At 71.4% G+C, this 22,050-nt stretch carries 21 protein-coding genes; 6 read left to right on the top strand and 15 right to left on the bottom strand.

Features of this window, described 5'->3' with window-relative positions:
* Positions 1 to 79 precede the first annotated feature (79 nt).
* The 3 genes from hisS to ACNYC2_RS09025 are packed head-to-tail and all read right to left on the bottom strand — an operon-like array spanning position 80 to position 2,823.
* Positions 80 to 1,450 (bottom strand): histidine--tRNA ligase, encoded by a 1,371-nt coding sequence (hisS, locus tag ACNYC2_RS09035; protein WP_419706693.1) that lies wholly within the window; start codon positions 1,448 to 1,450, stop codon positions 80 to 82.
* A 30-nt stretch (positions 1,451 to 1,480) separates the two neighbouring features.
* Positions 1,481 to 2,164 carry a DinB family protein gene (locus ACNYC2_RS09030; RefSeq protein ID WP_419706692.1) on the bottom strand — a complete coding sequence of 228 codons (684 nt, stop codon included), beginning with the start codon at positions 2,162 to 2,164 and terminating at the stop codon, positions 1,481 to 1,483.
* Positions 2,161 to 2,823, bottom strand: coding sequence for an MBL fold metallo-hydrolase (locus ACNYC2_RS09025; RefSeq protein ID WP_419706691.1), 663 nt, complete (start codon positions 2,821 to 2,823; stop codon positions 2,161 to 2,163). The genes ACNYC2_RS09030 and ACNYC2_RS09025 overlap by 4 nt, the downstream gene beginning before the upstream one ends.
* Positions 2,824 to 3,025: 202 nt before the next feature.
* Here ACNYC2_RS09025 and ACNYC2_RS09020 point away from each other — a divergent pair, with 202 nt between their 5' ends.
* From ACNYC2_RS09020 to ACNYC2_RS09005, 4 genes are all read left to right on the top strand, one after another.
* The gene (locus ACNYC2_RS09020) at positions 3,026 to 3,802 is read left to right on the top strand and encodes a peptidylprolyl isomerase (protein ID WP_419706690.1); all 777 of its coding nucleotides are present in this window, start codon (positions 3,026 to 3,028) and stop codon (positions 3,800 to 3,802) included.
* On the top strand, positions 3,799 to 5,769 hold the full coding sequence (locus tag ACNYC2_RS09015) for a DUF349 domain-containing protein (protein ID WP_419706689.1): 1,971 nt from the start codon (positions 3,799 to 3,801) through the stop codon (positions 5,767 to 5,769). Before ACNYC2_RS09020 ends, ACNYC2_RS09015 begins: the two co-directional genes overlap by 4 nt.
* A gap of 71 nt (positions 5,770 to 5,840) precedes the next feature.
* Positions 5,841 to 6,461 carry a hypothetical protein gene (locus tag ACNYC2_RS09010; protein ID WP_419706688.1) on the top strand — a complete coding sequence of 207 codons (621 nt, stop codon included), beginning with the start codon at positions 5,841 to 5,843 and terminating at the stop codon, positions 6,459 to 6,461.
* Positions 6,462 to 6,470: 9 nt separating this feature from the next.
* A complete protein-coding gene (locus tag ACNYC2_RS09005) occupies positions 6,471 to 7,562 on the top strand; it encodes a DNA polymerase domain-containing protein (RefSeq protein ID WP_419706687.1) in 1,092 nt (363 codons plus the stop codon).
* 99 nt (positions 7,563 to 7,661) lie between these two features.
* Here ACNYC2_RS09005 and ACNYC2_RS09000 read toward each other — a convergent pair whose 3' ends face one another.
* Positions 7,662 to 7,931, bottom strand: a complete 270-nt coding sequence (locus ACNYC2_RS09000; protein WP_419706686.1) for a DUF7218 family protein — start codon at positions 7,929 to 7,931, stop codon at positions 7,662 to 7,664.
* A gap of 110 nt (positions 7,932 to 8,041) precedes the next feature.
* Between ACNYC2_RS09000 and ACNYC2_RS08995 the strand changes: the two genes are divergently transcribed.
* Together ACNYC2_RS08995 and rox are read left to right on the top strand one after the other, a co-directional pair.
* A complete protein-coding gene (locus tag ACNYC2_RS08995) occupies positions 8,042 to 9,250 on the top strand; it encodes an ATP-dependent DNA ligase (RefSeq protein ID WP_419706685.1) in 1,209 nt (402 codons plus the stop codon).
* A 129-nt stretch (positions 9,251 to 9,379) separates the two neighbouring features.
* Positions 9,380 to 10,810, top strand: a complete 1,431-nt coding sequence (gene rox, locus ACNYC2_RS08990; protein WP_419706684.1) for a rifampin monooxygenase — start codon at positions 9,380 to 9,382, stop codon at positions 10,808 to 10,810.
* A gap of 57 nt (positions 10,811 to 10,867) precedes the next feature.
* Here rox and ACNYC2_RS08985 read toward each other — a convergent pair whose 3' ends face one another.
* From ACNYC2_RS08985 to ACNYC2_RS08935, 11 genes are all read right to left on the bottom strand, one after another.
* Complete coding sequence (locus tag ACNYC2_RS08985) at positions 10,868 to 13,210, bottom strand: RelA/SpoT family protein (protein ID WP_419706683.1); 2,343 nt, start codon at positions 13,208 to 13,210, stop codon at positions 10,868 to 10,870.
* 80 nt (positions 13,211 to 13,290) lie between these two features.
* Positions 13,291 to 13,860: an adenine phosphoribosyltransferase gene (locus tag ACNYC2_RS08980; protein WP_419707799.1), complete on the bottom strand. Its 570-nt coding sequence runs from the start codon at positions 13,858 to 13,860 to the stop codon at positions 13,291 to 13,293.
* A 22-nt stretch (positions 13,861 to 13,882) separates the two neighbouring features.
* Positions 13,883 to 14,974 (bottom strand): protein translocase subunit SecF, encoded by a 1,092-nt coding sequence (secF, locus tag ACNYC2_RS08975; RefSeq protein WP_419706682.1) that lies wholly within the window; start codon positions 14,972 to 14,974, stop codon positions 13,883 to 13,885.
* Positions 14,974 to 16,839, bottom strand: coding sequence for a protein translocase subunit SecD (gene secD / locus ACNYC2_RS08970; protein WP_419706681.1), 1,866 nt, complete (start codon positions 16,837 to 16,839; stop codon positions 14,974 to 14,976). Before secD ends, secF begins: the two co-directional genes overlap by 1 nt.
* Positions 16,840 to 16,920: 81 nt before the next feature.
* Positions 16,921 to 17,352 (bottom strand): preprotein translocase subunit YajC, encoded by a 432-nt coding sequence (yajC, locus tag ACNYC2_RS08965; RefSeq protein ID WP_419707798.1) that lies wholly within the window; start codon positions 17,350 to 17,352, stop codon positions 16,921 to 16,923.
* Between the two features lie 141 nt (positions 17,353 to 17,493).
* The gene (gene ruvB, locus ACNYC2_RS08960) at positions 17,494 to 18,510 is read right to left on the bottom strand and encodes a Holliday junction branch migration DNA helicase RuvB (protein ID WP_419707797.1); all 1,017 of its coding nucleotides are present in this window, start codon (positions 18,508 to 18,510) and stop codon (positions 17,494 to 17,496) included.
* Between the two features lie 46 nt (positions 18,511 to 18,556).
* Positions 18,557 to 19,186 carry a Holliday junction branch migration protein RuvA gene (gene ruvA, locus ACNYC2_RS08955; protein WP_419706680.1) on the bottom strand — a complete coding sequence of 210 codons (630 nt, stop codon included), beginning with the start codon at positions 19,184 to 19,186 and terminating at the stop codon, positions 18,557 to 18,559.
* Positions 19,187 to 19,351: 165 nt separating this feature from the next.
* Positions 19,352 to 19,918, bottom strand: a complete 567-nt coding sequence (gene ruvC, locus ACNYC2_RS08950; RefSeq protein ID WP_377133223.1) for a crossover junction endodeoxyribonuclease RuvC — start codon at positions 19,916 to 19,918, stop codon at positions 19,352 to 19,354.
* A gap of 57 nt (positions 19,919 to 19,975) precedes the next feature.
* The gene (locus ACNYC2_RS08945) at positions 19,976 to 20,737 is read right to left on the bottom strand and encodes a YebC/PmpR family DNA-binding transcriptional regulator (RefSeq protein WP_419706679.1); all 762 of its coding nucleotides are present in this window, start codon (positions 20,735 to 20,737) and stop codon (positions 19,976 to 19,978) included.
* 84 nt (positions 20,738 to 20,821) lie between these two features.
* On the bottom strand, positions 20,822 to 21,472 hold the full coding sequence (gene pdxT, locus ACNYC2_RS08940; RefSeq protein ID WP_419706678.1) for a pyridoxal 5'-phosphate synthase glutaminase subunit PdxT: 651 nt from the start codon (positions 21,470 to 21,472) through the stop codon (positions 20,822 to 20,824).
* A 22-nt stretch (positions 21,473 to 21,494) separates the two neighbouring features.
* Positions 21,495 to 22,037 (bottom strand): NUDIX hydrolase, encoded by a 543-nt coding sequence (locus ACNYC2_RS08935; RefSeq protein WP_419706677.1) that lies wholly within the window; start codon positions 22,035 to 22,037, stop codon positions 21,495 to 21,497.
* Positions 22,038 to 22,050: the final 13 nt, after the last annotated feature.

Here is a 22,050-nt window from a genome sequence, read left to right as displayed (position 1 = left end):
CGGCTCATGCAAGGCACGAAGGCCCTCGCCTACCGGCGGGGGCCTTCGTGTCACACGCGCTCGTCCCGAGCACCAGGGGTCAGGACACCGGGACCGCCCGGGGCCAGCGGTCCGCGTCGGACGGCGCCCACGTCGCCGCGTCGGCGTCCACCTGCTCGCCCGAGCGGATGTCCTTGACCTGGTCGGCGCCCACCACGCCGTCCTCCCCCGCGCTGCCCGGGAACCACACGAACGGGATGCCACGCCGGTCGGCGTACTTGATCTGCTTGCCGAACTTGGCGGCGCTCGGCGCCACCTCGACCGGGATGTCGCGGGCCCGCAGCGCGGTGGCCACGGCGTCGGAGACGACGCGCTCCTCCTCGGACGACACGGCCACGAGCACCGCCGACGGCACCGAACGCGTCGCCCGCACGAGCTCCGCGGACAGCAGGCGCGACACCAGGCGCGAGACGCCGATCGACAGCCCGACGCCCGGGTACGTGTTCCTGCCGTCCGAGGCGAGCGTGTCGTAGCGGCCGCCCGAGCAGACCGAGCCGAGCTGCTCGTGCCCGACCAGCACCGTCTCGTAGACGGAGCCCGTGTAGTAGTCGAGCCCGCGCGCGATCTTGAGGTCCGCCACGACCACGCCCGGCGCACGCTCCGAGGCCGCCGCGATCAGCGCCTCCAGCTCCCCCAGGCCGGTCTCCAGCAGCTCCGTCACGGCGCCGTGCGACTCGGCGAGGGCGCGGACCTCGGCGATCACCCCGACGTCCGACCCGGAGATGGACGCGAGCGCCAGGCAGGCCTTGGCCTGGTCCTCCGTGGCACCGCACTCGGCGACGAGTAGGCCAGAGACCTTCTCGGGACCGATCTTGTCGAGCTTGTCGATCTGGCGCAGCACGCCCTCGACGTCGTCCAGGCCGATGCCGCGGTAGAAGCCCTCGGCGACCCTGCGGTTGTTCACCAGGATGCGGACCGGCGGCAGGCCGATCCCGGCCAGCGAGCCGAGCGCCTCGGCGATGACGAGCGGCACCTCGACCTCGAAGTGGTACGGGAGCTCGCCCGCGCCGACGACGTCGATGTCGGCCTGGATGAACTCACGGAAGCGGCCGTCCTGGGGGCGCTCGCCGCGCCAGACCTTCTGGATCTGGTAGCGCTTCAGGGGGAACGCGAGCTTGCCCGCGTTCTCGAGCACGTAGCGCGCGAACGGCACGGTCAGGTCGAAGTGCAGGCCGAGCTGCTTGTCGGGGATCTGGCTGTTCTCCTCCTGCAGCCGCGACAGCAGATAGACCTCCTTGGAGGTCTCGCCCTTGCGCAGCAGCTGGTCCAGCGGCTCCACGGCCCGCGTCTCGATCCCGGCGAACCCGTGCAGCTCGAAGGTGTGTCGCAGGGTGTCGAGGACGTGCTGCTCGACGATGCGACCGTCAGGGAGCCATTCGGGGAAACCGGAGAGAGGAGTGGGCTTTGCCATGCCACAGATCTTCCCACGAGCGGGGCGCTGTCAGCCCGGTCTTTCCACAGGCGCGTGCGCGACCAGCCGGTCGAGCACCTCGAGCTCCCCGCGTTCGTGCCACGCCAGCCGGCGCAGCACCTTGGTGCTGGTCCAGCTCCCGTTCCGGTCGGACGACAGCTCCAGGTGCAGCGCCATCTGCGACACCACGCGCCGCACGTGCTCGCCCGACTCCTCGAGCTCGGTCACGAGGTCGCTCGCCCGGTCCCGCGAGGGAAGGCCGAGCATCGGCAGGTAGTAGCGCGACTCGGTGTCCGCGATGTGCAGCGCGAGCTGCCCGACCGTGTGCCACCAGGCGTAGGGCGGGAGCACGCGGTCCGGCTCGCGGTGCGCCAGCACGCTGGGCGGCGCCGCGCGCACCAGCTCCAGGGTCCTGGCCCGCGCGTGCTCGAGGATCACGAGCGTCGTCTCGCGTTCCGCCTCCGACGCCGGTACCCGGTCCCGGGCGAACACCGTCTCGTCCCCGGTCCGCGCACGGTCCACGCGCTCGGTGACCTGGAGCTCCCCGGCTTCGACGGCCATGGCGCCGAGGCCGCACCGGACGCCGAGGTCGGCGAGCGCCGCGGCGTCGTCGGGGCCCTGGCCGCACGTGCCCCAGTGCTCGAGGTCGAAGGTCCACGCCGCCGACCAGCCCTCCGCGGCCATCCCGGCGCGCTGGTCGACGTAGGCCTTCATATACGTTCCGCGGCGAGGAAGGGGTTGGTCTCCAGCTCGTGCGCCACGGTGGTGGCGGGCCCGTGCCCTGGCACGACGGCGAGCGCCGGGTCCAGTCCGCGCACCACCTCACGCAGCGTCTCGCCCATCACGTGGCCCGAGCCGCCGTGCAGGTCGGTGCGGCCGACGGAGCCGGCGAACAGGACGTCGCCGGTGAGGATCACCGTGTCGTCGGGGCGGTAGAGGGTGGAGCCCTCGGTGTGGCCGGGTGCGTGCAGGGCGTGCAGGGTGACCTCCCCGAAGGTCAGCACCACGGAGCCGCCGGGCGTGGCGAACGGTTCGACGACGGCGGGCGCGCGGTAGTCGTCGCGGTGCAGGCCGAGCGCGGCCTCCAGCGCTGGGCTGAGGGTGCCGAACGGGTCGGCGAGCCGGTAGGCGTCGGCCTCGTGCAGGCACATCGGGACGTCGTACCGTGCGCAGAGCTCGCCCGCGTCCCAGGTGTGGTCGGCGTGGCCGTGCGTGGCGAGGACGGCGCGCGGGGTGAGGCCCTCCTCGTCGACCAGGCGCGCGACGGCGTCGGCCACTCCGGCGCCGGCGTCGACGACCACGCAGTCGGTGCCGGAGGACACGACGCAGCAGTTGGTGCCGAACACGGGTGCGACCACTACACGGAGCTCCACGGAGCCCACGTTAGCGGCTGGCACCCTCCTTGACAGGCCCTCTTCACCCTTCGGTGAAAAGGTTCAGACAGTACGTCATGGCATCCGATGCCTACACTGTCCCCGCACGGGGTGATTCGCCCCGGATCCGGCAGTGAATCGGTCCAGCGCGGCCAAGCCCCGGGTCGAGGCGAGCACAAGAGAGCACGGAGAAGGGAACGCGGTGGCGTCCAGCAAGCAGCGGCAGCGCGCGCAGCAGGCCAGGCAGGCGGAGAAACGAGCGCAGCGGCAGGCGGCCAAGCGCGCCCACAGGCAGCGCCTCTGGGGCGTGATCGCACTGTTCACCGTGCTGGCTCTGGTCGGTGCGTTCGTGGTCGCGGCACTGATCAACGACAACGCACCCGAGGACGACGCCGCTGCCGGTGCCTGCCCCGCGGGCGTCGAGGAGGCGCGCGACGACTACGAGCTCGCCGACCCGTCGGTCGCCGAGGACCGCACGTGGACGGTCACGCTGAAGGCCTGCTCGGGCGACACGGAAGCAGACATCGTCCTCGAGCTCGACGGCGAGAGCGCTCCGCAGGCCGTGGCCAGCTTCGTCACGCTCGCCCAGGGCGGCTACTTCGACGGCACAGGTTGCCACCGGCTCGTCACGGAGGGCATCCACGTGCTCCAGTGCGGCGACCCGACGTTCACCGGCTCCGGCAGCCCGGGCTACTCGTTCGGCCCGATCGAGAACGCCCCGGAGAACGACGTCTACCCCGAGGGCACCGTGGCGATGGCGCGCCGTGGCGGCGACGCCAAGTCCATGGGCTCCCAGTTCTTCCTCGTCTACGAGGAATCGACCATCCCCTCCGACGCAGCCGGCGGGTACACGGTCTTCGGCACGATCACATCCGGCTTGGACTTCGTCCAGGCAGTCGCTGACGCGGGAGCGGCGGACGGTGCACCTGACGGTGCACCAGCCACCCCGGTCACCATCGAAGGAGTTGAGACCCAGTGAGCGAACCCACTTCCCGCTCGGCAGAGCGCGTCCAGCAGGACGCGCCCGCCGAGCCCGTGGCCGAGACTCCGACCGCAGCCGAATCTCCCGCCGAGGCGGTGAGCGAGGCAGCAGAGGTGACCGAGGCGCCGGCCGAGGTGGAGGTACCCGAGGACGCCGTCGAGGCAGCCCCGGCCGCCCCGGCCGAGGAGCCCGTCGTCGAGGCGGCCCCCGAGGTCGCGACCGAGGCCCCTGTCGAGGAGGCTCCCGTCGCGGAGGCCCATGCTGAGGAGGCCCCCGAGGCCGAGGCCGTCGAGCAGACGCCCTCGGAGGAGGTCCCCACGACGGAGGCCGCCGTCGAGGACGCCCCTGCCGAGGAGGCTCCTGCGGAGGAGACCCCCGTCGCGGAGGCTGCGACGACGGAGGAAGCTCCGGCAGCGGAGGTCGCGACCGAGGACGCTCCTGCCGAGGCTGCTCCTGTCGAGGCTGCTCCTGTCGAGGCTGCTCCTGTCGAGGCTCCCGCCGAGGCAGCACCCGAGGCCGACGCCGAGGTGACGCCGGCCCCGGCTCCTGCCGCCCAGCCCGCGCCCGCGAAGCCGGCGGCGATCCCGTCGCCGGCCGCGCTCGCGAGGCCGCGTCCGCCCAAGCCGGGCGCGCCGTCGGCCGCCGCGGCACAGGCTGCGCCGGCCGCCGCCCCCGCACCGGTGGTCCCGGTCGCCGACGCCGCCGCGCACGCCGAGGCGGAGAAGTTCGGCCGCGTGGACTCCGAGGGCAACGTGTACGTCCGCGACTCCGCGGGTGAGCGCATCGTCGGCCAGTTCCCTGGCGTCACCACCGAGGAGGCGCTGGCGCTGTACGTGCGCCGGTACCTCGACCTCGCCGCGAAGGTGGGCCTGTTCGAGGCCCGCCTGGACAGCGCCGACCTCTCGGTGCGCGAGATCGACCAGACCCTCCAGAAGCTCGGCGAGGAGACCGCCGAGCCCGCCGCCGTCGGCGACCTGGACGCCCTGCGGGCACGGGTCGAGACGCTGCGCGGCCGTGCCGCCGAGCGTCGCGCCGCACTCGAGGAGGCACGGTCCGCCGCGAAGGCGGAGGCCGTCGCCGCCCGTACGTCGATCGTGGAGGCCGCCGAGAAGATCGCGGCGACCGACCCGAGCAAGATGCAGTGGCGCCCCGCCGGCGAGGAGCTGCGTGTGCTGCTCGACCGCTGGAAGGAAGCGCAGCGCTCCGGGCCGCGTATCGACCGCCCGACGGAGGAGTCCCTCTGGAAGCGGTTCAGCCACGCCCGCACCGCGTTCGACCGCGAGCGCCGGCACTTCTTCGCCGACCTGGAGCAGCGCAACAGCAGCGCCAAGGTCGAGAAGGAGAAGCTGGTCTCGGAGGCGGAGGCGCTGTCCACCAGCACGGACTGGGGTTACACCGCGGGCGCGTACCGCGACCTCATGACGCGCTGGAAGGCGGCCGGCCGCGCGTCGCGCAAGGACGACGACGCCCTGTGGGCCCGGTTCCGGGCCGCGCAGGACCGGTTCTTCGAGGCGCGGGACGCCGAGAACGCCGTCATCGACGCGGAGTACGGCGAGAACCTCAAGGTCAAGGAGGAGCTGCTGCTGGAGGCCGAGGCGCTGGTGCCGGTCAAGGACCTGAACAAGGCCAAGGCCACCCTGCGCAACATCCAGGAGCGGTGGGAGGAGGCCGGCAAGGTCCCTCGTGGTGACATCCAGCGTGTCGAGGGCCGGCTGCGTGTGGTCGAGACCGCGATCCGCGACGCCGACCAGGCGCAGTGGAAGCGGAGCAACCCGGAGACGCGTGCGCGTGCCGAGGGTGCCGCGGCGCAGCTCCAGTCCGCCATCGAGGGTCTTGAGGCGGATCTCGCGGCTGCTCAGGCCAAGGGCGACAAGCGCAAGATCTCCGAGCTCGAGGCCGCTGTCGCGGCCCGTCGCTCGTGGCTCGAGCAGGTAGTCAAGGCGGCGGAGGACTCCAAGGGCTGACGCCCCCGGAGTTGTCCACAGCGGGCCCGGTCGCACTGCGCGACCGGGCCCGCTGCGCGTAGGTTCTGCGCATGCACTCCCCGGGCGTCTCCCTCGCCGCGCTTCTCGATCCTCGTCCGGCGCCCGCGCCGCTGGTCGTGACGCCCGCGCACGTGGGCGGGCAGGTGGCGTGGTCGGACCTGCGGCGGGCGGGTGCTCTGGTCGAGCTGCGGGACGGCGCGGCCGTGGCCGCAGCCTCGGTGGTCGGCTCGCGGCACCGTGCGCTGGTGCTCGCGGACGACGTCGCCGTGCGCTGTGTGCTCGCGGCCTCGACGGCCGCCTGGGTGCACACGGGCGTGTACGACGGCGTCCTGGCCCCGGCCTGGCCGGCGGACGCGCCCGTGGAGCTGGCCTACTCCCCCGACACGCACTGCCCCGCACCCCGCCCGGGCCGGGTCGTGCGGCGTGCGCCTGGTCTGGCGCGGGACACGGTCCGGCTCGCGGGGGTGCCGGTGACTGGGCTCGTCCGGACCGCTCTCGACGTCGCCTGTACGGCGCCGACGGCGGTCGCCGTGCCCGCCCTGGTGGCGCTGGCCGAGTGCGGGGCGGACCTGCGGCACGCCGTCCGGATCCTCGACCGACGGGTCCGGGTGGTCGGCCGTCCCGCGGCGCACCGCGCGCTTTCAGCAGCGCTGGAGCGGCTTGCGAGCTAGGTTCGGGTCATGGCCGCATCCAAGACACCAGCGGTGGAGCTCGACGTCGCGGGCCGTACCGTGCGCGTCACGAGCCCGGACCGCGTCGTCTTCCCCCGTGGAATCACCAAGCTGCAGGTCGTCGAGTACTTCGTCGCCGTGTCGGACGGCATCACCGGCGCCCTCCTGCATCGTCCGACGACGCTGGAGCGCTGGCCCAAGGGCTGGCACGAGGGTGCGCGCCTCACGACGCGGATGCCGAAGCCGGACGACCCGAAGGGCGACGGCTTCTACCAGAAGCGTGTCCCGAAGGGCGCGCCGGACTACGTGGAGACCGCGACGATCGCGTTCCCGTCCGGCCGGACGGCGGACGAGGTGTGCCCCACCGAGCCCGCGGTGGTGGCCTGGGCGGCCAACATGGGCACGCTCACCTTCCACCCCTGGCCGGTGCGGCGCGACGACGTCGAGTCGGTCGACCAGCTCCGGATCGACCTCGACCCGCAGCCGGGGACCGACTTCGACGACGCGGCCGCCGTCGCACCGCACCTGCGCGAGCTGCTGGGCGAGCTGAACCTGACCGGGTACCCCAAGACGTCCGGCGGGCGCGGGCTGCACGTGTTCGTGCCGCTGGAGCCCCGGTGGACGTTCACGCAGGCGCGGCGGGCGACCATCGCGATCGGGCGGGAGCTGGAGCGCCGTCTGCCGGGCAAGGTCACGACCCGGTGGTGGAAGGAGGAGCGGGGCGAGGCGATCTTCGTGGACTACAACCAGATGGCGCGCGACCGCACCATCGCCTCGGCGTACTCGATCCGGGCCAACGGGAGGGCCACCGTGTCGATGCCGCTCGACTGGGACGAGGTCGCCGACGTCCACCCGGACGACTTCGACGTCCTGAGCGCGCCGGCCCGGTTCGCCGAACGGGGCGACCTGTTCGCCGCGCTGCGCGCCGGCCGCGACCCGGCGCTGGACTGCTCGCTGGACGCTGCCCTGGAGCTCGCGGCCCGGGACGAGGCCGAGGGCCTGGAGGACCTGCCCTATCCCCCGGAGTACCCGAAGATGCCCGGCGAGCCCAAGCGCGTCCAGCCCAGCCGCGACAAGGACCGCGACAAGAGCCAGGCCTGACCCGCCCCGACCGGTCCGCGAAGTAGAGCGCCTGTCCGGATCTCCGGAGGTGACACCGGGAGATCCGGACAGGCGCTCTACTTCGCGGATCGGTCGGGGTCAGTGGTTGCGGAGCGCCTTGATCAGGTCGTCCTTGCGCATCTTGGAGCGGCCCTCGATGCCGATCTCCGCCGCGCGCTTGCGCAGGTCTTCCGCCGTCCAGTCGTCGTACTCGGGCGACTTGCCGCCCTTGCGACCGACGCTCTTGCGGGACGTGTTCGCCGCCGCGTTCGCGATCCGCGCCGACTTCTCCTTGGAGTTGCCGTCGTCGCGGAGCTTCTCGTACAGCTCCTTGTCCTTGACGCTCGGGCCCGGGTCACGCTTCGGCATGGCTGCTCCTCCCGCTCAGGCTGACCGTTCACCATCAGCACCGTTCATCTCCACGATGGCCCAGCCCGAAGCGGCTCGCACGCGCGGCCCCGCTGAGGCAGGCTCGTACCGTGACCACACTCAACCTGCCCGTGCAGCCACCGGTCCGGCCGATGCTCGCCAAGAGTGTCGCGTCGATCCCGGCCCAGGCGGAGACCGACGTCGGTCCCGCCTACGTCTACGAGCCGAAGTGGGACGGCTTCCGCGCCATCGTCTACCGCGACGGCTCCGACGTCCGGATCGACTCACGGAACACCAAGCCCATGGACCGTTACTTCCCGGACGTCGTCGCGGCCGTCCTGGAGGCGCTCCCTGAGCGGTGCGTGGTCGACGGCGAGATCGTCATCGCGCAACCGTCGGGGGTCTCGACAAGCTCGACCAGCGATGAGGGCTCGACCAGCGGTAGGGGCGTCGCCGGGAGCGCGCGGCTCGACTTCGAGCTGCTGTCCCAGCGCATCCACCCCGCGGCGTCGCGCGTGAACATGCTCGCCGAGACGACGCCCGCCGCGCTGGTGGTGTTCGACGTCCTGGCGCTGGGCGACGAGTCGCTCATGGACCGGCCGCTCACCGAACGGCTGGCGGCCCTGGACGGGCTGGGGCTGACGGGCCCGCTCGTCTTCGCCACGCCGCGCACGCAGGACGCCGCGGTGGCCCAGGACTGGTTCGGCTCGTTCGAGGGCGCGGGGCTCGACGGCGTGGTCGCCAAGCCCGCCGACGGCCCGTACGCCCCGAACAAGCGCGCGATGCTGAAGATCAAGCACACCCGCACGGCCGACGTCGTCCTGGCGGGCTACCGGCTGCACAAGACCTCGACACCCGAGGCGCCGGTGCTGGGCTCGCTGCTGCTGGGCCTGTGGGACGAGTCCGACGACGGTCCGCGGCTACAGTTCGTCGGCGTCGCCGCGTCGTTCTCGGCGACCCGGCGCGCGGAGCTGGTCGAGGAGCTGGCGCCGCTGGTCGTGGAGCCCGGCACGCCGGCCGCGGACGAGCATCCGTGGCACGGCTGGACCGACCCGGCGAGCGGCGAGGCCGGCGACCGGCTGCCCGGCGCGCAGTCGCGCTGGAGCTCGGGCAAGGACCTGTCGTTCACTCCCCTGCGTCCCGAGCGCGTGCTGGAGGTGGGCTACGACCACATGGAGGGCACGAGGTTCCGGCACACCGCCCAGTTCAAGCGCTGGCGCCCGGACCGCGAGCCGGCGTCGTGCACCTACGAGCAGCTGGAGGAGCCGGTCGGCTTCGACCTGGGCGAGCTGCTGCCGGGGGCGCCGGGCACCGCCTGAGCAACTGCATTCCCCGCCACTCTCAACGTATAGCGCACAGGGGGTCTTGCGGCAAGACCCCCGTCGTGACGCAGAATCGGCGATCCAGGCCAGAGCCTGCGGGTATCGCGATGCTGACGGGGGAAGTCGATGATCGATGTGACGGTGGTGGGCGGCGGGCCGACCGGCGTAATGCTGGCGAGCGAGCTGCGGCTGCGGGGCGTGCGCGTGCTCGTCCTGGACAAGGAGGCGGAGCCGACCAAGGTGGTCCGCGGGCTGGGGCTGCACGCCCGCACCGTCGAGGTGCTGGACCAGCGGGGGCTCCTGGACCGGTTCCTCCCGCTCGGCAAGCAGTACCCGGTGGGCGGATTCTTCGCGGGCATCAGCAAGCCGACGCCGGGCGGCCTGGACACCACCTACCCGTACGTGCTCGGCATCCCGCAGCCCACCACGGAGCGCCTGCTGACCGAGCACGCCGTCAGCCTCGGCGCCGAGATCCGCCGCAGCTGCGAGCTGGTCGGCCTGAGCCAGGACGACGACGGCGTCACCGCCGAGCTGGCGGACGGCACGCGGCTGCGCTCCCGCTACCTCGTCGGGTGCGACGGCGGCCGCAGCACCGTCCGCAAGCTCCTCGGCGTCGGCTTCCCTGGTGAGCCCGCCCGCCGCGAGACGCTGCTCGGCGAGGTGGAGCTGACCGCCCCGCCCGAGGAGGTGGAGGCCGTGGTCACCGAGGTGCGCAAGACCCAGCGGGAGTTCGGCGCCATGTCGATCGGGGACGGGCTGTTCCGCATCGGGGCACCCGCGGAGGGGGTCGCCGAGGACCGGGCGACCCCGCCGACCCTGGACGAGCTGAAGCAGCAGGTGCGCAAGCTCGCCGGCACCGACTTCGGCGCGCACTCACCACGCTGGCTGTCCCGGTTCGGGGACGCCACCCGGCTGGCCGACCGCTACCGGGTCGGCCGGGTGCTGCTCGCGGGGGACGCGGCGCACGTCCACCCGCCGTACGGGGGCCAGGGCCTCAACCTCGGCGTCCAGGACGCCTTCAACCTGGGCTGGAAGCTGGCCGCCGAGGTCAGCGGGTGGGCGCCGGAGGGGCTGCTGGACAGCTATCACGCCGAACGGCACCCGGTGGCCGCCGACGTGCTGGACAACACCCGCGCCCAGGGCGAGCTGCTGTCCCTGGAACCCGGCGCCCAGGCCGTGCGCCGGCTGCTGTCCGAGCTGATGGACATCGAGGAGGTGAGTCGGCGCCTGACCGAGAAGGTCATGGCGACGGGGATCCGCTACGACGTCGGCGAGGGGCACGAGCTGCTCGGCCGGCGGCTGCCCGACATCGGGCTGGAGCAGGGCCGCCTCTACGAGCGGATGCGCGACGGCCGCGGGGTGCTGCTCGACCGGACCGGCGAGCTGACGGTCGACGGCTGGGCCGACCGCGTCGAGTACATCGTGGACCCCGGCGCGGAGCTGCACGTGCCTGCCGTCCTGCTGCGACCGGACGGGCACGTCGCGTGGGTCGGCGACAACCGGGCCGGGCTGCTCGACGGGCTCGCCCGCTGGTTCGGCGTGCCCGCAGGGGCCTGACGTGTCAGACGTACAGGTCACTCGGGTGACCTGTACGTCTGACACCTCGGCTGTGCCTCAGACCGGGAGCTGCGGCCGCTCCACCGGCTTGGTGCCGGTGATGCGGTGCACGTCGAACACGCCCTCGACCTTCCGGACGGCCGCGAGCACCGTCGCGAGGTGCGCGGGCTCCGCCATCTCGAAGATGAACCGGGAGACCGCGAGCCGGTCGTCCGACGTCGAGACGAACGCCGACAGGATGTTCACGTGGTTCTCGGACAGCACGCGGGTCACGTCCGAAAGGAGCCGCGACCGGTCGAGCGCCTCGACCTGGATCTGGACCAGGAACATCGTGTTGGCGCCCTGGGTCCACTCGACCTCGACGAGACGTTCCGGCTGCTTGCGCAGGCCGTCCAGGTTCACGCAGTCCGAACGGTGCACGCTCACACCCTGGCCACGGGTGACGAAGCCGACGATGTCGTCGCCCGGCACCGGCGTACAGCACTTGGCCAGCTTGACCCACACGTCGGCGGACTCGGAGCCCTTGAGCATGACGCCCGGGTCGCCCGAGCGCACGCGCCGGGCGGTGAGGCCGCCGGGCCGGGCCGCCTCGGCCATGTCCTCCTCGGCACCGTCGGCACCGCCGAGCGCCTTGACGAGCTTCTCCACCACGTTGTTCGCGGAGATCAGCCCCTCGCCGACGGCCGCGTACAGGCCCGTGACGTCCTGGTAGTTCATCTCGTCCGCGACCCCGAGCAGGGTCTCGTGCGACATGAGGCGCTGGATCGGCAGGCCCTGCTTGCGCATCGCCTTCGCTATCGAGTCCTTGCCGGTCTCGACGGCCTCCTCGCGGCGCTCCTTGGTGAACCACTGGCGGATCTTGTTCCGCGCCCGCGGCGACTTCACGAACCCGAGCCAGTCCCGGCTCGGGCCCGCCGTCTCCGACTTCGAGGTCAGCACGTCGACGACGTCGCCGTTCTCGAGCGGCGAGTCGAGCGGCACCAGACGGCCGTTCACGCGGGCGCCCATGGTGCGGTGGCCGACCTCGGTGTGCACGGCGTAGGCGAAGTCCACGGGCGTGGCACCGCCCGGCAGCGCCATCGCCATGCCCTTGGGCGTGAAGACGTAGACCTCGTCGCCGCCGATCTCGAACCGCAGCGAGTCGAGGAACTCCGCCGGGTCGGCGGTCTCGCGCTGCCAGTCCACGAGCTGGCGCAGCCAGGCCATGTCCTGGTTCTTCGGGTCGTTGGCACCCGCGCCGGCCGGCGTCTTCTCCTTGTACTTCCAGTGCGCCGCGACGCCGTACTCGGCGCGGCGGTGCATGTCGTGCGTGCGGATCTGGATCTCGACGGGCTTGCCGCCCGGCCCGATCACCGTCGTGTGCAGCGACTGGTACATGTTGAACTTCGGCATCGCGATGTAGTCCTTGAACCGGCCGGGGACCGGGTTCCACCGCGCGTGCATGGCGCCGAGCGCCGCGTAGCAGTCGCGCACGGTGTCCACCAGGACGCGCGTGCCGACGAGGTCGTAGATCTCCGCGAAGTCGTGACCGCGCACGATCATCTTCTGGTAGATCGAGTAGTAGTGCTTCGGCCGGCCCGTCACGGTCGCCTTGATCTTGGCGCTGCGCAGGTCCGACTCGATCTGGCCGCGCACCACGCCGAGGTACTCCTCGCGCGCGGGGGCCCGTTCGGCGACGAGGTGGACTATCTCGTCGTACACCTTGGGATAGAGCGCCTGGAAGGACAGGTCCTCCAGCTCCCACTTGATCGTGTTCATGCCGAGCCGGTGGGCCAGGGGCGCGTAGATCTCGACGGTCTCGCGCGCCTTGCGCTCCGCCGACTTGGACGGCACGTACTTCCAGGTGCGGGCGTTGTGCAGGCGGTCGGCCAGCTTGATGACCAGCACGCGGATGTCCTTGGCCATCGCCACGACCATCTTGCGCACGGTCTCGGCCTGCGCCGCGTCGCCGTACTTCACCTTGTCCAGCTTGGTGACGCCGTCCACGAGCAGGGCGACGTCGTCGCCGAAGTCGGAGCGCAGCGAGTCCAGCGAGTAGTCGGTGTCCTCCACCGTGTCGTGCAGCAGCGCGGCGGCGATCGTCGTGCCCTCGAAGCCGAGCTCCGCGAGGATCGTGGAGACGGCGACCGGGTGCGTGATGTACGGGTCGCCGCTCTTGCGCATCTGGCCGCGGTGCGCCTTCTCGGCGACCACGTACGCGCGCTCGATGAGCGCGACGTCGGCCTTGGGATGATTGCTGCGGATGGCCTGCAGCAGCGGCTCGATCGCCGCGGGTGAACCGCCACCGCTCACGCTGCGCACACCGAGACGCACCAGCCGGTTCCGCATCCGGTTGCCACCGGGCGGCGTCGGCGGGTTCTTCTCGGGCACGGGAGCGCGTGACACCGTGTTCTCAGCCATGTACGCGCCTCCTTCCCCGGGTCCGAACCCGGAGTCGCCAGTCTAGCCCTGGACCTCTATTCCCCGTCCGTACGGCTCAGTCACCGAAACGTCGTGCCTACCCGCAGGAGGGTATCGACGTTGTGGCCCTGAAGCCTGTCCCGGCCGTGGAGTGCTTCCAGCTCGAGCAGGAACGCCAGTCCTGCCACCACTCCGCCGCACTGCTCCACCAGCTGCGCGGCCGCCGCCGCGGTACCACCCGTGGCGAGAACGTCGTCGATGATCAGAACACGCGCACCGGGGGTGAGTGTTCCCGAGCGCAGCTCGATGGTCGCCGAGCCGTACTCGAGGTCGTACGACACGCTCTCCGTGGGCGGCGGGAGCTTGCCGGCCTTCCGCAGGGGCAGGAACCCCAGGCCGAGCGCGTGAGCGACGGGGGTGCCGAGCAGGAAGCCACGGGCCTCCATGCCGGCCACCACGTCTATGCCGTCGGCCAGAGCCAGGCGCGTGAACGCCTCGATCACGTCGGCGAGTCCTTCGGCGTCGGCCAGGAGCGGGGTGATGTCCTTGAAGAGGATGCCCGGCGAGGGAAAGTCAGGGACGTCCACGATCAGGTCGCGAACGCGCGTCGCCCTCTCCGGCAGCGGGCCGGAGAGGGCGACGTCGGTCATGTCGTCTGCCACGAAGCGGAGCCTACCGGCGACGCTTGGGCTGAGCGGTATGTCCCTGGTGATGCCCGGGGACGAGCTGCGCGGAGCCGGACGCCGCGGCGGCCAGCATGCTCTCGTCGGCACCCTCGGCCACGAGACCCGCACGCAGGTCCAGGACCTTCTTGGTGTGCGCGGCGATCTTGGGCTCGCCCTCGCGCAGCGCCACGTCGAGCGGCGTGGCGAGGAAGATGGACGACGTCGCGCCCACCGCGATACCCACGAACAGCGACAGCGAGATGTCCTTCAGCGTGCCGGCTCCCAGGAGGAAACCACCGACGAAGAGGATGCCCGCGACCGGCAGCAGCGCCACCACGGAGGTGTTGATGGACCGGACCAGCGTCTGGTTCACCGCGAGGTTGGCCCGCTCGGCGTAGGTGCTGCGGGTCTGCTCGGTCAGGGCCACGGAGTTCTCGCGGACCTTGTCGAAGACGACCATCTTGTCGTAGAGCGAGAAGCCGAGGATGGTCAGGAAGCCGATGATCGTCGACGGCGTGACCTCCCAGCCGATCAGCGCGTACACGCCGGCCGAGACCAGGACGTCCAGGAGCATCGCGACGATGGCGGCCACCGACATGCGCCAGGCCCGGAAGTAGATGGCCATGAAGACCGCCGCGGCGAGGACGAACACGACGGTGCCCCAGAGGGCCCGCATGCTCACCGACTGACCCCAGGTCGGGCCGATGAAGTTCGCCGTGACCTCCGACGCCTCCACGCCGTAGGCCTCGCCGAGCGCGTTCTGGAGCGCGGTGGTCTGGTCGTTGTCCAGCTGCGACACCTGCACCCGGACGCCGTTCGGGCCGACCTGGGTGACGTGCGGCTCATGGCCGGGGGCCACCTCCGCGACGGTGTCGATCGCGATGTCCTGGTCCGTGTTGGACGTGCCCGAGACGGTGAACTCGGAACCACCGCGGAAGTCGATGCCGAGGTTCAGACCCTGGAACACGAGGATGAGGATCGACGCGACCGAGAAGAGGCCGACGATCGAGAACCAGACCCGCCGCTTCTGGATGATCGGGTAGGACCGACGCCCCGTGTAGAGGTCGTTGCCCCACTGGGCGAAGCCGCCGCGAGCCATCAGTGCTTCTCCTCGTTCTGAGCCGCTTCGGCGGCAGCCTTGCGCTCGGCGGCACGCCGCTCCGCGATAGTCATCCTGCGGCCGTCCTCGGCGACACGTGGCGCCTTCACGGACTGTGCCGAGACCAGCTCACGCTCCCGGTCCGGCGCGTCGGCGACAGGGGCGTCGGCGACGGCGGACTGCGGACCGGAGAACTGACCGGCGCCCCGGTACCGCGGCGCGACGTCCAGGCGGTCGGCCGAGAGGCCCGACGCCTTGTGGCCGTCACGGAAGAACGGCACCTTGGCCAGGAGCTCCATGACCGGGTGGGTGAACCAGATGACCACCATGACGTCGATGATCGTGGTCAGACCGAGCGTGAACGCGAAGCCGCGCACGCCGCCGACGGTCATGAAGTACAGGATCACCGCGGAGAGCAGGTTCACTGCCTTGGCCGCGTAGATCGTGCGGCGCGCACGGAGCCAGCCACGCTGGACGGCGAGCCGCAGCGTGCGCCCGTCACGCAGCTCGTCACGGATACGTTCGAAGTACACGATGAACGAGTCCGCCGTGAAGCCGATGGCCACGATCAGACCGGCGATACCCGGCAGGGAGAGGCGGTAGCCCATCCCCCAGCTCAGGAGCGCGATCACCACGTAGGTCATCGCACCGGCCACGACCAGCGACAGGACGGTCAGCATACCGAGCGTGCGGTACTGGAACAGCGAGTAGACGACGACCAGCGCCAGACCGATCAGACCGGCGAACAGACCGCGCTGCAGCTGCTCGGAGCCCAGCGTCGCCGAGATCGTGTTCTGCCCCTCGACCTCGAAGGTGAGCGGGAGCGAACCGAAGCTCAGCTGGTTGGCCAGCGTGGCGGCCGTGTCGCGGGTGAACGAGCCGGAGATGCTGGCCTGCCCGTTGGTGATCGGGTCGTTGCTGCTCGGCGCGGAGACGACCAGGCCGTCCAGCACGATGGCGAACTGGTTGCGCGGCGGCTCCAGCGGCGTCAGGCGCGTGGTGGTCTCACGGAACTTCGTGGTGCCGTCGGCGTTGAAGTCGAGGTTGACACCCCAGACGTTCGAGACGGAACCGTTCGCGCCCGGCTGCAGGCCGGAGGTGGCCGAGGTCAGGTCGGTACCGTCCACCTCGACGGGGCCGAGGATGTACTTGGCCGCACCGGTCTGGTCGCACGTGACGAGCAGCAGGTTCGGGTTGTCGCCCCCGCCGCCCTGCAGGTTCTTCGGGTCGGTGCAGTCGAGCGCGTCGAACGCGGCCTGGACCGACGGCGTGATCTGCGCCAGGTCGGACGGGTCCGTCGCGGACTCGATCGCCTTCTCCTGCTCGGCGATCTCCTCCTTGGTCGGCTCGGCGGCTGCGGCGTCCTCGGCGTCGTCGCCCGCGGCCGCGTCGGCACCGTCGCCGGACGCGGAGGGGCTCGCCGAGGGCTGCACGGTCGGGACCGGGCTGCCGATCGTCAGGACGGGGCGGAACTTCATCTGCGCCGCCTGCGAGATCAGCGCGACCGTCGCCTCGTCCACCTCACCGGGGATCTCGACGACGATCTGGTCGCTGCCCTGGGCGGCGATCTCGGCCTCGGTGACGCCGTTGGCGTCGACACGCTGCCGGATGACACCGATGGCCTCTTCCATCGCCTCCGGGGTGATCTCGGATCCGTCGGAGGTGACGGCCTTCAGGATGACCTGGGTGCCGCCCTGCAGGTCAAGGGCCAGGCCAGGGGCCAGGCTCGCTCCGTCAGGATTGTCGCTCGACTTTCCGTCGAACTGCCAACCAGCCAAGAGGGCGCCGAAGGGCAGCAGGATCGTCAAGATCGTCAGGAGCACGATCGTGCGAACCGGCCGCGAGCGCCGGGTGTCAGTCGCCAACGTCTGTCTCTTCTCGTGTGCGCACCGGGGTACGTCCGGTGCGGGTTCGGCGCCGCCCGGGGTTACCGGACGGCGCGGCCGTCACTTACCGTCTGCTTCGGCGTCCCGCCGCTGCTGCTCCTGGTACTCGCGCTTGGCGGTGTCCAGCTCAGACAGGTCGTCGGGAACGTCCTTCGTGTCGGGGCTGATCGTACTTGCCGTTTCGCCCTCTGTTGTGACTTCGGACTCATCGGTCGCCTCGTCGGAGTCCGCGTCGTCGGCCAGGGGCTCCTCGATCTTCTTCGAGATCGCGGCGCGGAGCCACGTCGTGGGGCTGCCCGGGAAGGACTCGATGGTCACCTGGTCGGTCTCGTCGTCGACGTCGATGACGGTGCCGATCATGCCGGAGGCGGTCATGACCTTGGTCCCGACCGTGAGGTTGTTTCGGAACTCCGCGGCCTCGCGCTGCTGCTTGCGAGTACGGGAGGACATGAAGAACATCACCACGAGGAGGATCGCGACGAGAATGAGCATTTCCACGGTAAGGGTCCCTGTTCGATTGCGGTGTCGGATGAGCAGCGCTCGTATGTCGCGCACGTTCGACGAGGATCCAACCCAGTGTAGTGCCGGGGCCGGATCCTCGGGTGCCCCGCGAGGGACGCCACGTGATCAACGTCAGGGCTCGGGCAAAGTTCCCGGGGACGGCTGCGCGGGAGGCGTGAGCCCCAGGTGCTCCCATGCCGCCGGCGTCGCCACGCGGCCGCGCGGGGTACGTCCGATCAGGCCCTCGCGCACGAGATACGGCTCGGCGACGGTCTCCACCGTCTCTGCCTCCTCGCCCACGGTCATGGCCAGCGTCGACAGGCCCACGGGCCCGCCGCCGAACCGGGTGCACAGCGCCGTGAGCACCGCGCGGTCGAGGCGGTCCAGGCCGATGGGGTCGACCTCGTAGACCTCGAGCGCGGACCGCGCGGCGTGCAGGTCGAGACTTCCGTCGCCGCGCACCTGCGCCCAGTCGCGCACGCGGCGCAGCAGGCGGTTCGCGATACGGGGGGTGCCACGGGAGCGGCCGGCGATCTCGTGCGCCGCCGCGTGCTCCAGGTGTACGCCGAGCAGCCCGGAGGAACGCAGGATCACGCGCTCCAGCTCCTCGGGCGAGTAGTAGTCCATGTGCCCGGTGAAGCCGAAGCGGTCCCGGAGCGGGGCGGGCAGCAGGCCGGAGCGGGTGGTGGCGCCGACGACGGTGAACCGCGGCAGTGCCAGCGGGATCGCCGAGGCACCCGCGCCCTTGCCGACGATGACGTCGACCCGGAAGTCCTCCATCGCGACGTACAGAAGTTCCTCGGCGGGGCGCGCCAGGCGGTGGATCTCGTCGATGAACAGCACGTCCCCCTCCTCCAGCGAGGACAGGACGGCGGCGAGATCGCCCGCGTGCTGGATGGCGGGGCCGCTGGTGAGCCGCATGTGCGACTCCAGCTCGCCCGAGATGATCATCGCCAGGGTCGTCTTGCCGAGACCGGGCGGGCCGGACAGCAGCACGTGGTCGGGCGGGTTGCCGCGCGCGATCGCCGCCTGCAGCACGAGGGAGAGCTGGTCGCGCACCACCCGCTGGCCGACGAAGTCGTCGAGGCGCTTGGGCCGGAGCGCGGCCTCGGCGGCCCGCTCGATCTCGTCAGCGCTCGGCGCGACGATGCGGCTCCGCTCGTCGGCCGTACCGGTGGCCGAGCCTGCCGAGGCCTCAGCCACGGTGTCCTCCCAGCAGGCGCAGGGCGGCGCGGAGCGTGGTCGCGACCTCGTCGGCCGCTATCGCGTCGGTCCCGGCGTCGGCGAGCACCTTCGCCACGGCGTCGTCCGCCTGCTTGGCGGGCCAGCCGAGACCCGCCAGGGCCTCGACCACGCGCTCGGAGTGGTCGCCCGCGCTCGCGGCAGGCTCGGCCGCCGCGCCCGCGACCGTGAGCGCCCCCGACGGCGGCCCGAGCCGGTCCCCCAGCTCGAGAACTATGCGCTGCGCGCCCTTCCTGCCGATGCCCGGGACCCGGGTCAGCGCGGCGAGGTCCTCACCCGCGACCGCCCGGCGCAGCGCGTCCGGGGTGTGCACCGCGAGCATCGCGAGCGCGAGGCGCGGCCCGACGCCGGACACCGTCTGCACCACCTCGAACACGTCGCGCTCGTCGGGGTCGCCGAACCCGTACAGCGTCATCGAGTCCTCGCGGACCACCATGCTCGTCGCGACGCCGGCCGTCTCGCCGACGCGCAGCGTGGCCAGCGTGGTGGGCGTGGCGTGCACGAGATAGCCGACGCCGCCGACGTCGACCACCGCGCGGTCCAGGCCCACATGGGCCACGGTTCCCGTCAGCGAGGCGATCACGGGGTCCCCCTTCTCGGGTCGTGGATGGGGTCCCGGTGATCCAGCTCGTCGAGACCCACTCGAACAGTCGTGCGACGACCCTAACAAGCCGGACCACCCGCTACCTCGCACCACGCCGCCGTCGGCACCTGCCCACGCCCCACCCGGCGAGAGGGCCGGGCGGGTCTAGCGGCGGGGGCGCTGCTTCGCTGCCTGTTCCGCGGCGGCCCAGGCGCGCTGCGCCGGCGTGAGCTCGTGCCGGTCGCCGCCCTGCAGCGCACCGGCGGGGCGCCACAGGTGGCAGACAGCGAGGGCCAGCGCGTCGGCGGCGTCGGCGGGCCGCGGCGCCTCGTCGAGGTCGAGGATGCGGGTGATCATCGTCGTCACCTGGGCCTTGTCGGCGCGGCCGGAACCGGTCACCGCCGCCTTCACCTCCGACGGCGTGTGCAGGGCGACGGGCACACCCCGGCGGGCCGCGGCCACCATGGCCAGGCCCGCCGCCTGGGCGGTCCCCATCACCGTGCCGACGTTGTGCTGCGCGAACACCCGCTCGACCGCGACGACGTCGGGCACGTGCTCGTCGAGCCACATGTCCAGGCCCTCGGCGATCTTGAGCAGCCGCAGGTCGGTGGACAGCTCCGGCTCCGAGCGGATCACACCGACCGCGACCATCCGTGCCCGGCGCCCGGGCAGGGAGTCGACCACACCGATTCCGCACCTGGTCAGGCCGGGGTCGACCCCTAGTACGCGCATGGCGTCAGGTTCTCATGACGCCGGGCGGGGTCTCGACAGGCTCGACCAGCGCCTACCTCACTCCTCTTCGTCGAGAGCGGCCATGACCTCGTCGCTCGCGTCGAAGTTCGCGTAGACGCTCTGCACGTCGTCGCTGTCCTCGAGCGCGTCGATGAGGCGCATGATCTTGCGAGCACCCTCGACGTCCACCTCGACCTGCATGGAGGGGTGGAAGATCACGTCGGCGGAGTCGTACTCGATGCCGGCCTCCTGGATGGCCGTACGCACCGACACGAGGTCGGTGGCCTCGGTGAGGACCTCGATGACCTCGCCCTGGTCCGTGACGTCCTCGGCGCCGGCGTCGAGCGCGGCGAGCATGACCTCGTCCTCACCCACACCGTCGGCCTTCGGGACCACGATCAGGCCCTTGCGGGAGAACAGGTACGACACCGAACCCGGGTCGGCGAGGTTGCCGCCGTTGCGGCTGAACGCCAGGCGCACCTCGGAGGCCGCGCGGTTCTTGTTGTCGGTGAGGCACTCCACCAGCACGGCGATGCCGTTCGTGCCGTAGCCCTCGTACATGATCGTCTGGTAGTCGACGGCGTCGGCGCCCTCGCCCGAGCCACGCTTCAGCGCGCGATCGATGTTGTCGTTCGGCACGGACGACTTCTTCGCCTTCTGCACCGCGTCGAACAGCGTCGGGTTACCGGCGAGGTCGCCGCCACCCGTGCGCGCCGCGACCTCGATGTTCTTGATCAGCTTCGCGAAGAGCTTGCCGCGCTTGGCGTCGATCGCGGCCTTCTTGTGCTTGGTCGTGGCCCACTTTGAGTGACCTGACATGCCTCTACCTGACTCCTTGCATTTCCGATGGCTCTAATGACTTCAGGGCTTCGATACGGGGTCGAACGGTACCGGGGAAAGCGCTCAGCCGCCCGCAACCATGCCGACGAACAACCCGTGTACTCGCGTGTCCCCCGTGATCTCGGGGTGGAATGCGGTGGCGAGCAGCGGCCCCTGCCGTGCTGCGACGATCCTACCGGCGGCCGCCACAGGACGGCCCTGCGTATCCACAGCGGGGATGCGCGCCAGCACCTCGACGTCGCGCCCGGCCTCCTCGATCCAGGGAGCGCGGATGAACGCGGTGCGGACCGGGCCGCCGCGCCGTCCTGAGCTCGTCGAAGGGTCGGAGATGCCGACGAAATCCAGGTCCGTCTCGAACGAGTCGACCTGCCGCCCGAACGCGTTGCGCCGCACGACGACGTCCATCCCGCCGACGGTCTGCTGGTCGGCGGTGCCGTCGAGGATCCGGTCGGCGAGCAGGATCATCCCGGCGCACGAGCCGTACACCGGCAGCCCCTCCTTGATCCGGGCCTGCAGCAGGTCGCGCAGCTCGAAGATGCGCAGCAGCTTGTCGATGGTCGTGGACTCCCCGCCGGGGAGCACGAGCCCGTCGACGGCGGCCAGCTCGGCCGGGCGCCGGACGGACACGGCGTGCGCGCCCACAGACTCCAGGGCGGTCAGGTGCTCACGGACGTCGCCCTGCAGGGCGAGGACGCCGATGGTCGGTGTACTCACAACCAACCATTCTACGTGTGGCTCAGTCGTCGAACTGCTCGCCCAGGTGCCGGACCTGTCCGTCCCAGCCCGCCACCAGGTGGTCGACGACGTCGGGCAGCTCGGGCGGGAACACCTCCAGCGGCTGGTCGCGCAGCTCCGCCGCCGTCAGCCAGGCCAGCTCGTCCAGCAGCTCCTGCTCGGCGGGGGTCCAGCCGACGTTCGTCATCTCTACCGCGTCCGACGTCCGCGCGACATAGAAGACCTCGTGCTGGCGGCACGTCTCGGCGAAGAACTCGAAGATGCCGGTCCGCGTGAGCACCGGACCCACCAGGTCGCCCGCGTCGAGCGTGATGCCCACCTCCTCGTGGAGCTCCCGCAGCGCTGCCTGCTCGGGAGTCTCCCCTGCGTCGATGCCGCCGCCCACCGTGAACCACCAGGACCGCTCGGGCTGGTTCACGTCGTGCGAACGCACCACCAGGACCCGGCCCTCGGCGTCCAGCAGGATGACGCGAGCCGCCGAACGCTCCCGGATGCCGTCCGGTGCCGGGACCCAGTCGTCCCCGAGGGCGGAGGTGATGGACATGCGGGCCAGGATA

The organism is Promicromonospora sp. NFX87, from assembly GCF_048564965.1.
Classification (GTDB): domain Bacteria; phylum Actinomycetota; class Actinomycetes; order Actinomycetales; family Cellulomonadaceae; genus Promicromonospora.
The sequence above is the reverse complement of the archived record's forward strand: the minus strand, read 5'-3'. Positions and strand labels throughout refer to the sequence as shown.